This window comes from Paraburkholderia sp. Cy-641 (assembly GCF_011752945.1).
Taxonomy (GTDB): domain Bacteria; phylum Pseudomonadota; class Gammaproteobacteria; order Burkholderiales; family Burkholderiaceae; genus Paraburkholderia.
In genome coordinates this window covers 16,259-34,565 of the sequence record NZ_VWWM01000033.1, presented here as the reverse complement: position 1 = coordinate 34,565, position 18,307 = coordinate 16,259, and the positions used below count along the sequence as shown (strand labels likewise).

The following is an 18,307-nucleotide window of genomic DNA, read 5'->3' as shown; positions in this document are numbered from 1 at the left end:
CGCGCGTCGCAACGGTTTCATTCAACGCAGCGCGTTATTGCCCGCGCATGAACAGCCGATCGAGATCGGCGAGCGTCAGCTGATACCAGGTCGGCCGCCCGTGGTTGCATTGGTCGGCGCGTTCGGTTGCTTCCATCTGGCGCAACAGCGCATTCATTTCGTCGAGCGTCAGACGCCGGTTCGCGCGTACCGCGTGATGGCAGGCGAGCGTGCCGAGCAGTTCGTGCTGGCGCTCGGTCAGCACGCGCGAGCCACCGAACGCGTGCAGGTCGGACAGTACCGCGCGCGCGAGCGCCTGCAGATCGGCGTCTTTCAGCAGCGCGGGCACCGCGCGGATCGCGAGCGTGGTCGGCGAGAGCACCGCGAGGTCGAAGCCGAGCGCGTCGAGCGTGTCGCGCTCTTCCTCGACCGTGCCGATTTCGACCGGGTCGGCCTGCATCGTCTGCGGGATCAGCAGCGGCTGCACGGCAATTGCGCGATCGGCGAGCGCGTTCTTGAACTGCTCGTAGAGGATGCGTTCGTGCGCGGCGTGCATGTCGACGATCACGAGCCCGTGGCGATTCTGCGCGAGCACATAGATGCCGTGAACCTGGCCGAGCGCGAAGCCGAGCGGCTGGTCGTCGGCGGCGTCGAACGTGCTTGCGCCGAACGGTGCGGCGGAAAACGGCGCGGCGGGTGCCGTCGTGCCATAGGGCGCGGTCGTTTCGGCGGCCGAATCGCGCGCCTCGAACAGCGAGGCCCCTTCGACCCGCCCGGCAAGCGGGTCCTTGCGGCCGAACAGCGCGTCGTAGCCCGCGAGCGGTTGCGCGACCGGCAGCGTGCCTTGCGTCATGCGCGCCTGGCGCATCCAGGTGTTGCCGGGCTGCGAGCCGCCGAATCCGCCGGAGCCGGTGCGGGCGCCGGTGCCGAAACCGGCGCCCGAAGCGCCGCCTGAAATACCGGCACCCGAGCCGAAGCCGCCGCCCGCGCTGCCGGCACCGCCTGCGCTACTTGCACCACTTGCACCGCCCAACGGCGTCGCCCCAAACGAAGCCGGCTCACCCGCTGTCGGCTCCAGGTGTGCCGCATGTCCGCCCGCCGTCGTTTCCGGCGACGCGCCCGCGTGCCGCGCAAGCGCGCGCTGCACCGCGTGGAACACGAACTGGTGGATCGAGCGCGAATCGCGGAAACGCACTTCGATCTTCGACGGATGCACGTTCACGTCGACGCCTTCGGGCGGCAGATCGAGGAACAGCACGTAGGACGGAAAGCGCTCGCCGTGCAGCACGTCTTCATAAGCGGCGCGCACCGCGTGGGTGAGCAGCTTGTCGCGCACGAAGCGGCCGTTGACGAAGAAATACTGCTGATCGGCGCGGCCGCGGCTCGCGGTCGGCAGACCGGCGCAGCCGTAGATCGCGAGCGGACCGGCGGCTTCGTCGAGCGGCAGATGGGCGGTCGCGAACGTGTCGCCGAGAATCTTCGCGACGCGCACGGGCGGCTCGCTCGCGTTCCAGTGCTCGACGGCCTTGCCGTTATGCAGCACCGAAATCGCGACGTCGGGACGCGCGAGCGCGGCGCGGCGAATCTGTTCGAGGCAATGGCCGAGTTCGGTCTGTTCGCTTTTCAGGAATTTGCGGCGCGCGGGCGTGTTGAAGTACAGCTCGCGGACTTCGATCGTCGTGCCTTGCGTGCCGGCCGCGGGACTCAGCACGCCGGTTTCCGCGTCGATGCGTACCGCGTGCGGCGCGTCGGCCGTGCGGCTCGTGATGCTCATTTGCGCGACCGATGCGATCGACGCCAGCGCTTCGCCGCGGAACCCGAGCGTCGCGACCGCTTCGAGCTCGGCGAGCGAGCGGATCTTGCTGGTCGCGTGGCGCGTCAGGGCGAGCGCGAGTTCGTTTTCGGGGATGCCGCAGCCGTCGTCGGTAATCGAAATGCGTTTGACGCCGCCTTCGTCGAGCAGGATGCGCAGCGTTTGCGCGCCCGCGTCGAGCGCATTTTCGAGCAGTTCCTTGACCACCGAGGCCGGCCGTTCGACCACTTCGCCGGCGGCGATCTGGCTGATCAGTTGATCGGGCAGGGGCTGGATCGCGCGCAACGGACGCGGCGCGGGCGCGGTGCCGGACGTGTCGGGGTGCGCGGCCGCGGCGGGGGCGCCGGCAGGCGTTTCGGAAAATTCTGACATGGCGAAATTATAGCGACTCGGCGCCAGGGGCTCGCGGGCATGCCTCATGCGTGCCGATCGTACGGCCCGGTGCGGCAGATTTTTAATCGCGCCGAGGCACTTTATGTATCATGTCGCGGTCAATTCGCAACGGTTTGCGATACTGCATGCCGGCTCTCTCCGCAGGCCGCGCGGCGGCCGTTTTTCCACGCTCATATTCGCTCGATAAAGGACGTTCCTTGGATACGTTGCTACATTTCGTCAACCTTGTCCTGCACATCGACAAGTTTCTCGGGGACTTCATTCACGTGTACGGCGCCTGGGTCTATGCGGTGCTGTTCCTGATCGTGTTCGCCGAAACCGGGCTCGTCGTTCTGCCGTTTCTGCCGGGCGATTCGCTGCTGTTCATCGGCGGCGCTTTCTGCGCGACCGGGCAGATGAACCTCGGCGCGCTGATCCTGCTGCTGCTGATCGCGGCGGTCACCGGCAATACCACCAACTATCTGATCGGGCGCGCCATCGGGCCGCGCGTGTTCAATTCGCATATTCCGGTGCTCGAGCGCTTTCTCGATCGCGCCGCGCTGCAGAAGACGCACAACTTCTACGAGAAGCACGGCGGCAAGACCATCGTGCTCGCACGCTTCATCCCGGTCGTGCGGACCTTCGCGCCGTTCGTCGCGGGCGCCTCGACGATGACGTGGAGCCGGTTCCAGTTCTTCAACGTCATCGGTGCGCTGTCGTGGGTGCTGCTGCTCGTGCTGCTCGGCTACTTCTTCGGCAACATCCCGTTCATCCGTCAGTATCTGAACGTGATCGTGCTCGTCGGTATCGGCGCGGCGATCGTGCCGGTCGTGCTCGGCGGCCTGTGGAAGATGCTGCGCAAGAATGGCGCGAATGCGAGTAACCGCTGAGGTGAGGCGATATCCGCATACCGGTATCGGGTGATAGTGCCGGCCCGTTTTGGGGTACGGATCGGGGCATGAAAATCGGGGCATGAATCAGAGCATGAAAAAGGGGTCGCTAGTTTAGCGACCCCTTTTTCATGGTGCCTGCTGTACTGAAGCCGTATTTCCTGTCTGCGCGCCCGTCGCCTTTTCCGATCAATCGCGTGTGACTGCGCGCGGCGCCAGCGGCGTTTCCGGCGTCGGATAACCGGCTTCCTTGAAGGTCTCTATGATCGCGCGATTCGTGTCGAAATAGACCTGCCAGTAGTTCTGGTTCGACGTATAAGGGCGCACGCACAGCAAAGGCCCTTCCGGCGTGAAGCTCAATACCTCGATATCCGGCGCGGGGCTCTCGACGACATTGGGAATTTTCGTCACGGCCGCTTTGAGGCGCGCCATCGCATCGGCCGGGTCGACGCCATTGGCGATCTTCGCCGTCAGCTCGACCCGGCGCACCGGCAATACGCTGTAGTTCGAGATCGTGTCGGAGAAGATCTTGTTGTTGCCGACGATCGTCGTGACGTTGTCGGGCGTCACGATCGTGGTGCCGAACAGACCCAGTTCCGTGACCGTGCCGGTGACGCCGGCCGCGGTGACGAAATCGCCGACCTTGAACGGCCGCAGCACCTGCATGAATATGCCGGCCGCGAAGTGCGCGAGCAGACCGCCCCATGCCGTGCCGATCGCGAGACCGAGACCGGCGAGCAAGGCCGCGAACGAAGTGGTCTGTACGCCGAAGATCTGCAGGATCGCAAGAACGAGCAGCAGGTTCAGCAAGGCGCCGACAATCGAGCTGAGATAGTGAGCGAGAGTGGGATCGACACGGCCGTTGCGCACGACCAGCTTGCGCAGCAGCCCGGTGATGAGGCCGATGATCCAGCGGCCGACGATCCACAGGACGATTGCCCCGACGACCTTGGTGCCGAGGTCGATGCCTCGGGTCATGATGAAGACACGTACGGTTTCAAGATCCAAGATGTACCTCGTTGGATAAGTTGCCATGAACTGATTGAACGGCGCTGGTGCAATACAGCGGCAAATGCTTAGGCGACGGGCGCGACCGGCGAAACCCGGTCCTCGGGAGTTATAGCCGACCGCGCCCGCATGCGCAAGGACCGTTCCTGCTCGTGGCGAGGGCGCTCGGCGTGCGTGGGGCCTGCGCGTCGGCTCAGATGCGCAGACGCGATTCCGAATACGGCGACGTGGAGATCATGATCGTCTTGCAGGCGTCGAGCTTCGTCGAGCGTCGGCGGCGTGCCACGTAGTGCCATGCGAACGCGACCATGATCGCCAGCACATAGGCGCCCGAGCGCTGGAAAAATGTTGCCGTTCGTGAAAATTGCCCGTAGCGGCTCTGCGCATCGGCGAACACGACGAAGGTCAGCACGATATCGAGGACAAGTGCGATCGCGGCGAGTGCGGCGAACACGCGCGGACCACTCAGCGTGGCGCCGGCGCCGAGCCGGTTGTACAGGCCGCACGCGAGCGACACGCCGGCAAGCAGGGCGAGATTGACAAGGATGTCTAACAGAAAGTGGGTCATATCGATCCAATGAAAGCGTAGTGCGCCGTGGCGTCGCCGAAACGTCCGCTTGTGCAACGTATCGGGCATGCCGTGTTGATCTGGCGACCGCGATCATTACATATCTTCCTGTCTCGATAAATAAGCACGCGATGTCGATCGAGCACAAACCGCAACGCGGCTATGCAACGGACATTGGCAAAAATTTTGCGTCTGCAACATTTTTTGTCGCCCGTCTTTGTCGCCAATCATCACGTATGAAAACCGGACGTGAATTAACCGTCTACGGCTGATGTCCACGAAGCACTTCCATCGAGCTCTATGCGTACGGGCTATTTGAATTGAATGCCTCGGCTGCGAACCTGACACATCGCTGTCGCTCGTGCGCAGTAATCTCTTTCCTATACTGGTCCGGGATTGCGCATGGAAAGCCGCGCCCGATTGCTGCCTCTCGACGTATTCGCAACACGATCGACCAATTGCGCGTAGAGTCAACGCCTGCGCATGATGTCGAGGTGTGATCGACGGCAGCGCAGCGAACTATACGGCGTTAGTTTTTTTCTCTCGCCCGAATCGAATAAGTCAATTTCCGTTGCCGACCCGAAGCCAATATTATGTCTAAGGTACCCGGAGTTTGGCCGAGGCCGGGTAGGTAATCATTGAACACGGTTGAAGGAGATAACGCATGTCAAGCGAAGCAAAATGCCCATTCAAGCATACTGCCGGGAGTGGCACGACCAACCGCGACTGGTGGCCGAAGCAGTTGCGACTGGACCTGCTCAGCCAACATTCCACCAAGTCCAATCCGCTGGACAAGGACTTCAACTACGCTGAAGCATTCAAGAGTCTCGATCTGGCTGCCGTCAAGAAGGATCTCGCGGCGCTGATGACCGACTCGCAGGAGTGGTGGCCGGCCGACTTTGGTCACTATGGGCCGCTGTTTATCCGTATGGCATGGCATAGCGCCGGCACGTACCGCACCGGCGATGGCCGTGGAGGTGGCGGCCGCGGTCAGCAGCGGTTCGCGCCGCTCAACAGCTGGCCCGATAACGTCAGCCTCGACAAGGCCCGTCGTCTGCTGTGGCCGATCAAGCAAAAATATGGCCAGAAGATTTCCTGGGCCGATCTGCTGATCCTCACCGGCAACGTCGCGCTCGAAACCATGGGCTTCAAGACTTTCGGTTTCGCCGGCGGTCGCGAGGACACGTGGGAGCCGGACCACGACGTCTATTGGGGCGCGGAAACGACCTGGCTCGGTGGCGATCTGCGCTATGGCAAGGGTGCGGCTGCCGACCCGCAGACACAGAGCGCCGAGGCAGGCCGCAATCTCGAGAATCCGCTCGGCGCGGTGCAGATGGGTCTCATCTACGTGAACCCCGAAGGGCCGGATGGCAATCCCGATCCGCTCGCGGCGGCTTTCGACATTCGCGATACGTTCGGGCGCATGGCGATGAACGACGAGGAAACCGTTGCGCTGATCGCCGGCGGCCACACGTTCGGCAAGACGCACGGCGCCGGTCCGGCCAGCAACGTCGGCCCTGAACCCGAAGCCGCCGACCTCGAGAACCAGGGGCTCGGCTGGCGCAACAGCTTCGGCACCGGCAGTGGCCGCGACGCGATCACGAGCGGTCTCGAAGTGACGTGGACTACCACGCCGACGAAGTGGGGCATGGGCTTCTTCGAAAACCTGTTCGGCTACGAATGGGAACTGACGAAGAGCCCGGCCGGCGCGCATCAATGGGTCGCGAAGAACGCGGGAGAAACCATTCCGCATGCCTATGACGCGTCGAAAAAGCTGCTGCCGACGATGCTCACGACCGATCTCTCGCTGCGCTTCGATCCGGCCTACGAAAAAATCTCGCGCCACTTCATGGCGAATCCGGATGCGTTCGCCGATGCGTTCGCGCGTGCATGGTTCAAGCTGACGCACCGCGACATGGGTCCGCGCTCGCGCTACCTCGGCCCGGAAGTGCCGGCCGAAGAACTGCTCTGGCAAGACCCGATTCCGGCCGTGAATCATCCGCTCGTCGACGCGCAGGACATTGCCGCGCTCAAGCAGAAAATCCAGGCATCGGGACTTAGCGTCGCGCAACTGGTGTCGACCGCGTGGGCCTCGGCTTCGACCTTCCGCGGCTCGGATATGCGCGGCGGCGCCAACGGTGCGCGTATCCGTCTTGCACCGCAAAAGGACTGGGACGCCAACCAGCCCGCGGAACTGGCGAAGGTGCTGAAGGTGCTCGAAGGCATCCAGAGCGAGTTCAACGGCAGCGCAGCGGGCGGCAAGAAGGTCTCGCTCGCAGACCTGATCGTGCTGGCGGGCGGCGTCGGTATCGAGCAGGCGGCACAGAAGGCCGGCCAGAGTGTCGAAGTGCCGTTCTCGCCGGGCCGCATGGATGCCTCGCAGGAGCAGACCGACGTGGAATCGGTCGGCATGCTCGAACCGGTTGCCGACGGTTTCCGCAACTACGTGAAGGGCAAGTTCGCGTTGCCGGCCGAAGCGCTGCTGATCGACAAGGCGCAACTGCTGACGCTGAGCGCGCCGGAAATGACGGCACTGGTCGGCGGTCTGCGCGTGCTGAACGTCAATGCCGGCAAGCATGCGCAGGGCGTCTTCACCGATCGTCCCGAAACGCTGAGCAACGACTTCTTCCGCAACCTGCTCGATATGAACACGGAGTGGAAGCCGCTCTCCGAGGAGCGGGATGCGTTCGAGGGACGTGATCGCAAGACCGGTCAGGTGAAGTGGACCGGTTCGCGCGTCGATCTGGTGTTCGGTTCGAACTCCGTGTTGCGCTCTCTCTCCGAAGTCTATGCAAGCGGAGACGGGCAGCAGAAGTTCCTTCGCGACTTCGTCGCCGCATGGGTCAAGGTGATGAACCTCGACCGGTTCGATCTCGCCTGAGCGGGCCCATGACCTCGCCGGGACGAAGCGTTCCGGCGAGGTCGGCAAGTACGCGAATCGACGCGAGTCCGACATGAAGCCGTGATGCCTTGCGGCACTTTGCTTCGGAAAACCACCAAGGGTTACAGCGCTTCATGCCTGTAACCCTTTGTTGTTCGTGGCGAGCGGTATGGATTCGACGACCCGCACTCAGCCTGTCGGAGAAGGGGGGAAGCCACTGGAACGGCTGCGAAAAGTCGTCCGAATCTCGATACCCGAAATATATGATCGATCTCGAAACCCCAGAGTAGCAGGCGTTCCGGCCCATACCATGCTTTCAAGGTATGAAAAACGACTGGAACAGTATTGGACGCTCTCAGTACGCCGCGTGTATAAAACACACACTGTGACCGCACTGAAGCAGCCTCCGCCATGACCACTCCGACGATCGAACGTATCGAAACCTGCCTCGTCGATTTGCCGACGATTCGCCCTCACAAGCTCTCGGTTGCCACGATGCACGGGCAAACGCTGATGCTCGCGAAGGTCTATTGCAGCGACGGCATCGTCGGCATCGGCGAAGGCACCACGATCGCCGGCATGGCCTACGGCCCGGAAAGCCCGGAAGCGATGAAGCTCGCCATCGACACCTACTTCGCACCGGCCATGATCGGCCAGGACGCGACGCGCATCCAGGCGTTGATGGCGCATCTCGGCAAGCTGGTCAAGGTCAATCACTTCTCGAAGAGCGCGCTCGAAACCGCGCTGCTCGATGCACACGGCAAACGCCTCGGCGTGCCGGTCAGCGAACTGCTCGGCGGCCGCCGCCGCGAGCGCTTGCCGGTCGCATGGACGCTCGCTTCGGGCGATACCGCGAAAGATATCGCCGAGGCCGAGCATATGCTCGACATTCGCCGCCATCGGATCTTCAAGCTGAAGATCGGCGCGAAAGAACTCAAGACCGACATCAAGCACGTTGCCGACATCAAGAAGGCGGTGGGCGAGCGCGCCGCGGTGCGTGTCGACGTCAACATGGCCTGGAGCTCGACGCAGGCGGCATGGGCGATTCCCGCGCTGGCCGATGCCGGCTGCGAACTGGTGGAGCAGCCGGTTGCGTCCGTCGTGGCGCTGGCGCGCCTGATGCGCCGTTTCCCGGTCGCGCTGATGGCCGACGAAATCCTGCAAGGCCCGGAAAGCGCATTCGAGATCGCGAAGAGCGGTGCGGCCGACGTGTTCGCGATCAAGATCGAGCAGAGCGGCGGTCTGTTCGCCGCGCAGCGCGTCGCCGCGATTGCCGACGCCGCCGGTATCGAACTGTACGGCGGCACGATGCTGGAAGGCGCGTTCAGCACGATCGCCTCGGCGCATCTGTTCGCGAGCTTTGCGAACCTGCAGTGGGGCACCGAACTGTTCGGGCCGCTGCTGATTACCGAAGAAATTCTGACCACACCGCTGGATTACAGCGACTTCGAGTTGACCGTGCCGAATGGCCCGGGTCTGGGCATCGAACTGGACGAAGCGAAGCTCAGGCGTTTCACCCGCGACGGGCTGCTGAAAGTCACTCGATAACCCCGACAACCACCGATAGGGTGCCGACCATGCTTTACCACGTACGAATGGATGTGAATATTCCGGCCGACATGCCGGCCGATGTCGCCAATGAAATCAAGGCGCGCGAAAAGGCCTATTCGCAGGACCTGCAGCGCAGCGGCAAGTGGCGCCATATCTGGCGTCTTGCCGGCGAGTACGCGAACTACAGCATTTTCGATGTAGAGAGCAATGCCGAGCTGCACGACATTCTGACCGGCTTGCCGCTATTTCCGTACATGAAAATTTCGGTGACGCCGCTGTGCCGTCACCCGTCGTCGATTCGCGACGGCGACGCCTGAGCCAGCGGAGCAGGCCGCTCCTCCGGGCGCGGACCCGCACTGAGCCATTTCCCCTGATACACATGGAGACTGTCATCATGAACGTCAAAGTATTCCAGAGCAAGGAAGCGCAGGACCTGTTGAAGGCCGCATCGAATATCGACGGCAGCAACGGCAATGTACGTTTTCAACAGATCATTCATCGTCTGCTCGGCGATCTGTTCAAGGCCGTCGACGATCTCGACATCACGCCCGACGAAGTCTGGGCCGGCGTCAACTACCTGAACAAACTCGGTCAGGATGGCGAAGCGGCGCTGCTCGCCGCGGGCCTCGGCCTCGAGAAGTATCTCGACATCCGTATGGATGCCGCCGACAAACAGGACGGTCTCGACGGCGGCACGCCGCGCACCATCGAAGGCCCGCTCTATGTCGCGGGCGCGCCGGTGCGCGATGGCATGTCGAAGCTCGACATCAACCCCGACGAGGACGCCGGCCCGCTCGTGATTCACGGCACGGTCACGGGTCCGGACGGCAAGCCGGTTGCGGGTGCGGTCGTCGAATGCTGGCACGCGAATTCGAAGGGCTTCTATTCGCACTTCGACCCGACGGGCGCGCAGAGCGAGTTCAATCTGCGTGGCGCGGTGAAAACCGGCGCCGACGGCAAATACGAATTCCGTACGCTGATGCCGGTCGGTTACGGCTGCCCGCCGCATGGCGCCACCCAGCAGTTGCTGAACGGGCTCGGCCGTCACGGTAACCGCCCCGCTCACGTGCACATCTTCGTCACCGACGACAAGCACCGCAAGCTGACGACGCAGTTCAACATCGAAGGCGATCCGCTGATCTGGGACGACTTCGCCTACGCGACGCGTGAAGAACTGATTCCGCCTGTTGTCGAGAAGACTGGTGGTGAAGCGCTGGGTCTGAAGGGCGATGCATACAAGTCGATTCAGTTCGACGTCAGGCTGACGCCGCTGGTCCAGGGTAAGGACAACCAGGTCGTCAACCGGCGGCGTGCTTCGGCTGCGGCTTAACGCGGGACATAGCGGCGGCGCGTGAGCGTCGCCGCTTGTTTTTCCGGCGTAGCGAAGTTCGCACTGCGTTTGCAGCCATGTTTGCAGCCACATTCGCAGCCACGTTCGCTTCAACGCTTGCATTACCCGGCGCGTGCGAGTTCATTGCCTCGTGCGCGGCCGCTGTCAGATTACTATCGAAAAATCGGTGCCGGCATGCCACGCCATGCCGCCCGACGTTCAATAAAGAGGTGGGAGCCAACAGTGTCCAGTGAAATGCGTGAGCAGGCAGCACGCGATGTCCTTGCCGTACTGCCCGATCGAGCCAACGATCTGGCGCGGCTGCGCATCCTTGTCGATGGCGACGAGCCCGTCGTGACCGTCATTGGCAAATACAACCACGGCAAGAGCAGTCTGCTCAACGAATTGATCGGCCGCGATACCTTTGCGGTTTCCGACCGGCGTGAAACGGTGAGCCTCGCGGATAACGTGCATCGAGGCGTGCGCTGGCTCGACGCGCCGGGGCTCGACGCCGACGTGGGTACCGCCGACGATCGCCATGCGCTGCAAGCGGTATGGCTCAGGTCGGACATTCGTCTCTTCGTGCATGCCGCCAAGGAAGGCGAACTCGACGAAAAGGAAACGGCGCTCTTCGCCGAATTGAATGCCGACGGCGCGAGAACGCGGCGTCAAACGTTTTTCGTGCTCTCGCAAGCCGACCAGCTGGCCGACGAGGTCGAACTCGACAAAGTCTGCACGGCGATCGGCAAGCAGGCGCCGGGCACGGAGCTGAACGTCGTTTCGTCGATGCGCAATCGCAAAGCGCTCGAAGGCGGCAAGCAGCTTCTGCTTGAGAAAAGCGGCATTCCCGCGCTGCGCGCCGCGTTGCACTCGGCGCTCGAGCGCGTGCCGCAGGCGCGGGCACATGAAGTCGCGCTCGTGTTCGACGACATCCGCGAAGAATGTCGCGCGCTGCGTGCCGGGCACGAGACAACGCTCGCTGCGCTGCGCGAAACGCAGCAGCGTCAGGCGCTCGAATTTCGTCAGGGCCTGAAGGCGGTCATCGAGAAGGTGAGCGGCGACATCGAGGCGATGTTGAATGCGCTCGGCACCGATCACGCGGCGATACCGGATTCCGCGCAGGACGCTTATGCGATCACCGCCGGAAAGGTGGAGCGCGGGCACATTCAGATTGCCTACTCGCGTGCCTGCATCGAAATGGATGGTTTTCTGGTCGGGCACGGCGTGGATGGTTTGCCGCCGGAACAGGAAACGAGCTCACGCCGCATGAATTCGGTGATGATCGCCGTGATGGGCGTGTCCGTGAAATTCCGCAAGGACTTGCGCAGGATGTTCTGCGAAGCGGCGGGGCGCGAACGCATGCAGCGCGAGTTCACGCACTACTACGAGCTATCCGACGACCGGCGCGCATTAGCCGGGCGGATCGCGCAAACGCAAGCCGCGATCGTCGCCGCGGAACAGGCATCGGCCGCGTTGCGCACACTGGAAGCGCGCGCATGAAAGCGGACGTGAGCAACGAACTGCGCTTTATCGCCGAAGTCGACGGGTTCGAATTCGTCGAGCGCGATATCGGCAAGATTCTGCACTCGCTGGATGCCTGGCTGGCGAAGCTGAACGCCGATCTGCAAGACCATCTTCTCGCCGGCGATGGTTTGAAAGAGCAGAGCGCATTGGCCGCTCAGGCGGCTGCCATCAACGCCGTACTGCAAAACAATTCGCAGGCGTGTGCCCGGCAATGGGCCGATCTGGAATCCGCCCAGGCGCTGGCCGACTCCTTCGATGAGAACGCCTTGCTGCTCGTATTCGGCAAGTTCAACGCCGGCAAAAGTTCGTTCTGCAATTTTCTCGCGGACCGCTTCGTCGCGCACGGCAAGGCCGTGCAGTATTTCCATGTCGATGCGGGCCGCGTCGTCGAGACGGCGGAGCGCTTCAGCGAAGGCGCGACCGAAACGACGTCGCGTCTGCAAGGCGTGCGTCTCGGCGAAAAGCTCGTCTTGCTGGACACGCCCGGCTTGCACTCGGTGACGCAGGACAATGCGGCGCTGACGCAGCGCTTTATCGACAGTGCCGATGCGGTGATCTGGCTGACCAGTTCGACGTCGCCGGGGCAAGTGCAGGAGCTCGACGAGTTGGGCCGCGAACTGCATCGCAACAAGCCGCTGCTGCCGGTCGTGACACGCAGTGACGTGTACGAGGAAGACGAAGTCGACGGCGAGATCGTCAAGCTTCTGTGCAACAAGACGGCGCAGGGCCGTGCGCTGCAGGAGGCCGACGTCGAAGCGCGCGCGCGGCAAAAGCTCGTGGAAATGGACGTGGATGCCGCGTTGCTGAAGCGGCCCGTGTCGATCTCCGCGTACACGGCACGCATGCAGGGCGAGACGCCGCCGGCCTTGAGCGACGCGGGATTCGAACGGCTGTACGCGGCGTTGCTTTCCATCACCGAGCCGGCGCTCGTCTACAAGCGGCGCAAGCGGGCGGAGATAGTGCTGCACCATCTGGAAGAGAACGTGCTCGGCAAGTTATGCGGCGAAGTGCTGCCGCTGCTCGCGGAGCTGGATGCGGCATCGCAGGCGGCGCGCGATCTGCTCGAACGACAGCAGGAGCGGATTGTCAACGCCGTATGGCGCGGCATTCTGCCGACGTTGCCGGCATTGCTCGAACAGCATGCTGAGGAACGTGACGTGCCGGCGATCCGCGAGAGCCTGTCGCGTGCGATTCACGAGGCGTTTTCGCGCGAGGCGAACACGCAGTTCGCCGATTACGTCATCGCAAACGAGGCAACGGTCGTGACCCTCGATCTCGATCAGGCGGTGGGTTTCGAGAGCATCGTGCTCGCGTATCCCGAGACGGACGGAAGCCTGCGCGAAGTCGTGGCCGTCGATTATCAGAAGCTGCACGCCGCGCTGAAACAGGCGATTCATACGAGCGTGCTGCGCCTTGCCCGCAAGGCCGGCAAACAGTGCAATGCTTCGCTCGAGCGCCTGATCGAACTTACAGGACGACTGAAGAATGCGTTGGGTCTTCACGCCCAGGGCTTGTTGGCGCTGAAAAGCGAATTGCGCGCGGAGTTCGATTGAAGGAGCGCGCTTCGGTGTTGCCGGTATGCGGCAATGCCTGAGGGCGATTCAATCAACGGCGACGGCAACCGGCATGACAGGACACGGTTGAGACGGGAAGCGCAGCACCATGCGGCAGCCCGGCGCGTTGTCGTGTATTTCGAGCGAGGCGTCGTGTAGCCGCGCAATCGCCGCCACGAGACTGAGGCCGAGGCCGTGCCCCGGCGTCGAGCGGGTGGCCGCCGCGCCGCTGCGGTAAAACGGCCTGAGCACCGCGCGATGCTCGGCGGCCGCGATGCCCGGTCCGTTGTCGGCGATCTGCAATACCGCCTGCGTGCCATGCATGCGCACGTCCGCGGTCACGGCGCCGCCGTGCGGCGTAAATTTCAGCGCATTGTCGAGCAGGTTTTCGATCGCACCGAACAGGAGATCGTAATCGCCGCTCACTTCCACGCGTGCCGAAGCGCTCAGTGCCAGCGAGAGCCGACGGTGTTCGGCCAGCGGCTCGTAGAGTTCCGCCGCGTCGCGCAGGACCGCGTCGAGCGAGATCGTACGGAAGCTCGAACGCCGGCTGCCGGATTCGATTTCCGCGATTCTCAGCAGGGCCGAAAACCGCGCCAGCACGACGTCGGACTGCGCGATGGCTCCATCGATCGCCTGCGCGTAATCGGCTGTCGTCCTGGACCGGTGGCTCGCGCGTTCGAGCCCCGCGCGCAGATGCGTCATCGGCGTGCGCAGATCGTGGGCGACGCCCGCGCACACGCTGCGTACCTCGTCCACGAGGTGCTCGATTTCGTCGAGCATGGTGTTGACGATCATGCTGAGCCGGTCGAGGTCGTCGTGCGTGCCGTGTGTCGGCAGCCGCCGCCCGAGTTGGCCGGCCATGATTTCCCGAGCCGTTTCGCCGACCGCGCGAATACGGCGGTTCGCGAGGCTATTGAGCATCGCGCCGCAGGCAAGCGTGAGCAGGATCGATAGCGTCACGCCCGCGCATAGCGTTTTGACGAGCGTCTGGTCGAAGCGCAGCACGCTGTCGATCGAATGGCCGACCACGATGCGCAGTCCGTCGTCTGTCGGGATGATGATGCCGCGAAAGTGCGCCGTCGATACGCCGGTCCCGTCGTCCACCGTCTGCGTATAGTTGAACGGCACGCGCTCCGGTTCGTGCGGAAGCGTCGGCACGTTGCCGGCGAGGCGGGTACCGTCCGCGTCGAAGATGCCGTAGGGCAGCGTGTCCGCGATATCGCGGCGGCTTAGTGTCGCGATGCGCGAGATGGCCTTGTCGCGACTGATCGCGTGGAATTCGGAGAACTTGCCCTTCAGCCGGTGATCGACTTCGCGCATCAGGTAGCTGCTCGTCAGCCAGTACAGTGACACGAACAGCACCAGCGACGAGACGGCGAATACCAGCAGCAGCCAGCCGGTGCCGCTAGGCTGCACCGGGCAGGTACGTCTAGCCGAACGCATGAAGGATGTAGCCCGTATTGCGCACCGTGACGATCATCGGCGAGAGCCGGCCCTCGAGGCTGATCTTGCGGCGCAGGCTGCAGATATGCATGTCGATCACGTTGGTCTGTGTGCTGGAGTGGTAATGCCATACCGACTCCAGCAGCATCCTGCGCGTGACGACGTCGCCCGCGTGACGCATCAGGAACAGGAGCAGGCTGTATTCGCGCGGTTTCAGTTCGACCGGATGACCGGCGCGCCGCACCGTGCCGGCCGCCGGATCGACGGTCAGATCGTCGACCCGAAGCGCCGATCCGGCGACGGCGGTGTCGTCGCTCATGCGGCGGCGCCGTAGCAGCGCGTTGAGTCGCGCGGTCAGTTCCAGCCAGTTGAACGGCTTGACCATGTAATCGTCGCCGCCGGTGCGCAGCCCGCGCACGCGCTCGTCGACCGCGTCGAGCGCGCTCAGGATCAGCACCGGCATCTGTTTGCCGATGTTGCGCAGCGTCGCGAGAATCGACAGACCGTCGACGTCGGGCAGCATGCGGTCGAGCACGATCGCGTCGAATTTGCCGTTGGTGGCTTGCAGCAGGCCCTCAAAGCCCGTTGCGACCCATTCGACCTGGAAGCCGTGGTCTTCGAGTGCGGCCGTAATTTCGAGTGCCGCGCCGTCGTCGTCTTCGACGACCAGAATACGTGACTTGCCTGTGGACATGTCGCTTACCGGTTGCCTCGCGGGTTTGTCCACCGGGGACGAAGCGCGTGGCCGGCCACTTCGTTCGTATGCATCGAGTGCCCGGTTTCGCTGAACGCGAAGCCGGGAGAAGAGGCGTGGACGGGGCGGCGTGTTGGCACCCATTTCGGTTCAGGAGTGCGGTCTATGCCACCTGATATGAGGTGCCTGGAAACGACGTAATAATCCACGGTGCTCCGGCGATATTATTTTCAGAACATTTTCTATATTCATTCATTTAGCCTTCAATAGCGAGAAATTGGGGCTGGGAATGAACGCTGTAAATAAACACTACAAATTTTTTGCGCGACGATGTTATCCGCGATTCCTTATCAATACCTTAAGGGTGTCGAAGAATCGAAGCGGCAGGACTACTGAGGACGACGGATGGCCGCCAGTCTTCCCCGCTGGTCCGGGCAGATGGGTCCGGTAGCGGACGCTGACCCATCAGTTTCATCGACGGACCACATGATTGACGTCACGGCGCCGCGCCCGCCGCGCCGAGGTCGCCTCCGAGGTTACCTCTATACGTCACGCACGGTACAGGCCCGCACGCTACGGGGAAATCGCGCCCGGCGTTTATAAATGCAAGGCTGACGTAATAGCGATGCCATGCGTCCTGACTAAAGTCCCACCGCAGTTTTTCTGCGCGGTAAATCGTGTAGGTGACCTTTCGGCTCGGCAGCGGCATGGGTAAATCAAGCTAGCCGGTTTAGCCATTCATATACGTTTCCGGCATGGCCTGCTTTTGCTATGCGATGGGACTTATTCCAAATCCAAAATTGATAGAGGTTTGAATGAAAAGTACCGCACTTCGCCTGCTGCCGATTGCAGCAATGACGTCCATGCTTTGGGCTTGCGGCGGTAGCAGCACACCGGGGCAAAGCGGTCCGAACCCGTCGTCGACGCCTTCCGCGCCGAACCCTGCCTCGGGCACCACGCCGACCCCGACCCCGACCGCACAGGCGAGCCTGCTGGTTTCGCGCGGCGTCTATGACCCGAGCTTCACGGTCACGGGCACGCTGCCGTACAACGCCACGCCGGAAACGACCAACGCTTCGCCGGTGAGCGCCGTGACGCCGGGCACCTATCCGAACGTGTTCACGACGGAAGGGACGACCCCCGACGGCAATTTCGGCGTGACCGCCGATATCGTGATCGATCAATGGGCCGCCGGCGCCACCAGCCCGACCACCTATCTCGACGTGACGGCCGCGGCCAAGAAGGGCGGTTTCGATTTCACGACGAGCTTCGCATCGAAGTCGGAACTCGCGATGAACCTGTCGCAGGACGGCACCGCGATTACGTTCAACGGCTATAACGCACCGATCGACTCGATCGATCTCTCGAACTCGAACACGCCGGGCGTGATCGATCCGACCAACCCCGACGTTGCCACGCCGACGTACCGCACGGTCGCCCAGCTCAACCTGGCAACCAAGGCCGTGACGTTTACGAACACCAACGCTTACTCGGGCAACAACGGCCGCGCCTCGGTGCTGGTCGGCGGTCAGTACTACATCGTCGGCAACGCCGGCAACTCGGGTTCGTCGCCGAACCCGACCTATGGCCAGCTCGACATGCTGACCATGAACACGGGCGTGCAGACGCTCGCGGCAGGCAGCAGCTGCGCATTCTCGCAGCCGGTCGGCACGTTCTTCTCGGGCAACAGCAGCACCTACGCGGCACCGACGTCGTGCGGTCTGGGCACGATCACCGACGCGCTGTCGAGCACTACGTTCGCCAAGAAGACCAACGCCGGCGGCAACCAGTTCGGCTTCTCGCTGACCTCGCTCAGCCAGCCGTTCGACAAGACCGGCAAGGATGCCAACTTCCGCGGTCTGTTCCTCGCGCCGGACGGCACCCTGTACGCGTCGAAGGGCAGCGGCGGCAACGGCGTGAACACGGTCTTCCAGGTCGGCGCAACGGGCGCGCTCGCGAACGGCGCGAAGTTCAGCAACCTGCAGAACGTCGCCATCACGCCGCTCTTCACCACGCCGACGACCGCATGGTCGGGCGCGCCGGGCGCCGCCAACGAACCGACGTCGAACGCCACGCTGACCACGGCGCTGACGGCCGCCAGCGTGACGTCGTGGCCGATGAGCTGGAATACGGGCTTCCCGTTCGGCATGTGGATGCCGAAGACCAACACGAACCTGATGTTCGTGGCTGACGAAGGCGACGGCGATCCGGCCGACATGACGATCGGCAGCGGCGGTCTGTGGGTCTATCAGAAGTCGGGCAGCACGTGGACGGCGATCGCCCACCTCACCCAGGGTCTGAATCTCGGCCAGGCGTACACCGTGACCGACACCGCCGGCACGTACGGCACGGCGGGCGCGAAGTACACGACCTCGGCCGACGGTCTGCGCAACATCACCGGCCAGGTCAACAGCGACGGCTCGTACACGATCTACGCGATCACGTCGACGGCCAACAACAGCCTCGGTACGACGTTCGACGCGGGTGCCGATTCGAACCAGCTCGTGAAGATCACGCTGAGCGTGAGCGGCACGACCGTGACGACCTCGGGCTTCTCCGTGATGCAGACGGCGCCGTATGGCCAGGTTCTGCGCGGCGTGACGATGACGAGCCGCTAAGCGGCAACGCTGGCAGGCACCGGACAGGGTCCGGTGCGTTTCGGATGGCCCGCATTCTTCGGAGTGCGGGCCATTTGTCT

At 63.2% G+C, this 18,307-nt stretch carries 13 protein-coding genes; 8 read left to right on the top strand and 5 right to left on the bottom strand.

The window, feature by feature from the left end; translation table 11 throughout:
- Positions 1 to 34: 34 nt before the first annotated feature.
- Positions 35 to 2,164 (bottom strand): DNA mismatch repair endonuclease MutL, encoded by a 2,130-nt coding sequence (mutL, locus tag F3J20_RS19360; RefSeq protein ID WP_167284241.1) that lies wholly within the window; start codon positions 2,162 to 2,164, stop codon positions 35 to 37.
- 218 nt (positions 2,165 to 2,382) lie between these two features.
- On the opposite strand from mutL, the gene F3J20_RS19355 reads away from it, so the two are divergent.
- Positions 2,383 to 3,054: a VTT domain-containing protein gene (locus F3J20_RS19355; protein ID WP_167036069.1), complete on the top strand. Its 672-nt coding sequence runs from the start codon at positions 2,383 to 2,385 to the stop codon at positions 3,052 to 3,054.
- Between the two features lie 189 nt (positions 3,055 to 3,243).
- On the opposite strand, the gene F3J20_RS19350 is transcribed toward F3J20_RS19355, so the two are convergent.
- Together F3J20_RS19350 and F3J20_RS19345 are read right to left on the bottom strand one after the other, a co-directional pair.
- Complete coding sequence (locus tag F3J20_RS19350; protein WP_167036072.1) at positions 3,244 to 4,062, bottom strand: mechanosensitive ion channel family protein; 819 nt, start codon at positions 4,060 to 4,062, stop codon at positions 3,244 to 3,246.
- A gap of 193 nt (positions 4,063 to 4,255) precedes the next feature.
- The gene (locus F3J20_RS19345) at positions 4,256 to 4,630 is read right to left on the bottom strand and encodes a hypothetical protein (RefSeq protein ID WP_167284240.1); all 375 of its coding nucleotides are present in this window, start codon (positions 4,628 to 4,630) and stop codon (positions 4,256 to 4,258) included.
- A gap of 664 nt (positions 4,631 to 5,294) precedes the next feature.
- Here F3J20_RS19345 and katG point away from each other — a divergent pair.
- From katG to F3J20_RS19315, 6 genes are all read left to right on the top strand, one after another.
- Positions 5,295 to 7,511, top strand: a complete 2,217-nt coding sequence (katG, locus tag F3J20_RS19340; protein ID WP_167284239.1) for a catalase/peroxidase HPI — start codon at positions 5,295 to 5,297, stop codon at positions 7,509 to 7,511.
- 411 nt (positions 7,512 to 7,922) lie between these two features.
- Entirely contained in the window at positions 7,923 to 9,059 is a 1,137-nt protein-coding gene (locus F3J20_RS19335) for a muconate/chloromuconate family cycloisomerase (protein WP_167284238.1), read from the top strand.
- A 29-nt stretch (positions 9,060 to 9,088) separates the two neighbouring features.
- The gene (catC, locus tag F3J20_RS19330; protein WP_167036084.1) at positions 9,089 to 9,379 is read left to right on the top strand and encodes a muconolactone Delta-isomerase; all 291 of its coding nucleotides are present in this window, start codon (positions 9,089 to 9,091) and stop codon (positions 9,377 to 9,379) included.
- A gap of 77 nt (positions 9,380 to 9,456) precedes the next feature.
- A complete protein-coding gene (gene catA / locus F3J20_RS19325; RefSeq protein WP_167036086.1) occupies positions 9,457 to 10,392 on the top strand; it encodes a catechol 1,2-dioxygenase in 936 nt (311 codons plus the stop codon).
- 243 nt (positions 10,393 to 10,635) lie between these two features.
- Entirely contained in the window at positions 10,636 to 11,892 is a 1,257-nt protein-coding gene (locus tag F3J20_RS19320; protein WP_167284237.1) for a GTPase, read from the top strand.
- Positions 11,889 to 13,469 carry a dynamin family protein gene (locus tag F3J20_RS19315; protein ID WP_167284236.1) on the top strand — a complete coding sequence of 527 codons (1,581 nt, stop codon included), beginning with the start codon at positions 11,889 to 11,891 and terminating at the stop codon, positions 13,467 to 13,469. Before F3J20_RS19320 ends, F3J20_RS19315 begins: the two co-directional genes overlap by 4 nt.
- A gap of 48 nt (positions 13,470 to 13,517) precedes the next feature.
- Here F3J20_RS19315 and F3J20_RS19310 read toward each other — a convergent pair whose 3' ends face one another.
- Both F3J20_RS19310 and F3J20_RS19305 read right to left on the bottom strand, forming a co-directional pair.
- Positions 13,518 to 14,915, bottom strand: a complete 1,398-nt coding sequence (locus F3J20_RS19310) for an ATP-binding protein (protein ID WP_167284235.1) — start codon at positions 14,913 to 14,915, stop codon at positions 13,518 to 13,520.
- The gene (locus tag F3J20_RS19305; RefSeq protein WP_167036097.1) at positions 14,902 to 15,609 is read right to left on the bottom strand and encodes a response regulator transcription factor; all 708 of its coding nucleotides are present in this window, start codon (positions 15,607 to 15,609) and stop codon (positions 14,902 to 14,904) included. Before F3J20_RS19305 ends, F3J20_RS19310 begins: the two co-directional genes overlap by 14 nt.
- Before the next feature lie 854 nt (positions 15,610 to 16,463).
- Between F3J20_RS19305 and F3J20_RS19300 the strand changes: the two genes are divergently transcribed.
- Positions 16,464 to 18,227 carry a hypothetical protein gene (locus F3J20_RS19300; protein ID WP_167036100.1) on the top strand — a complete coding sequence of 588 codons (1,764 nt, stop codon included), beginning with the start codon at positions 16,464 to 16,466 and terminating at the stop codon, positions 18,225 to 18,227.
- Positions 18,228 to 18,307 lie beyond the last annotated feature (80 nt).

What these genes read in the sequence shown, in the direction of transcription:
- F3J20_RS19305 (WP_167036097.1), bottom strand. Translation starts at nt 15,609, where the DNA reads ATGTCCACAGGCAAGTCACGTATTCTGGTCGTCGAAGACGACGACGGC.
- catC (WP_167036084.1), top strand. Translation starts at nt 9,089, where the DNA reads ATGCTTTACCACGTACGAATGGATGTGAATATTCCGGCCGACATGCCG.
- F3J20_RS19315 (WP_167284236.1), top strand. Translation starts at nt 11,889, where the DNA reads ATGAAAGCGGACGTGAGCAACGAACTGCGCTTTATCGCCGAAGTCGAC.
- catA (WP_167036086.1), top strand. Translation starts at nt 9,457, where the DNA reads ATGAACGTCAAAGTATTCCAGAGCAAGGAAGCGCAGGACCTGTTGAAG.
- F3J20_RS19310 (WP_167284235.1), bottom strand. Translation starts at nt 14,915, where the DNA reads ATGCGTTCGGCTAGACGTACCTGCCCGGTGCAGCCTAGCGGCACCGGC.
- F3J20_RS19335 (WP_167284238.1), top strand. Translation starts at nt 7,923, where the DNA reads ATGACCACTCCGACGATCGAACGTATCGAAACCTGCCTCGTCGATTTG.
- F3J20_RS19345 (WP_167284240.1), bottom strand. Translation starts at nt 4,630, where the DNA reads ATGACCCACTTTCTGTTAGACATCCTTGTCAATCTCGCCCTGCTTGCC.
- mutL (WP_167284241.1), bottom strand. Translation starts at nt 2,164, where the DNA reads ATGTCAGAATTTTCCGAAACGCCTGCCGGCGCCCCCGCCGCGGCCGCG.
- katG (WP_167284239.1), top strand. Translation starts at nt 5,295, where the DNA reads ATGTCAAGCGAAGCAAAATGCCCATTCAAGCATACTGCCGGGAGTGGC.
- F3J20_RS19300 (WP_167036100.1), top strand. Translation starts at nt 16,464, where the DNA reads ATGACGTCCATGCTTTGGGCTTGCGGCGGTAGCAGCACACCGGGGCAA.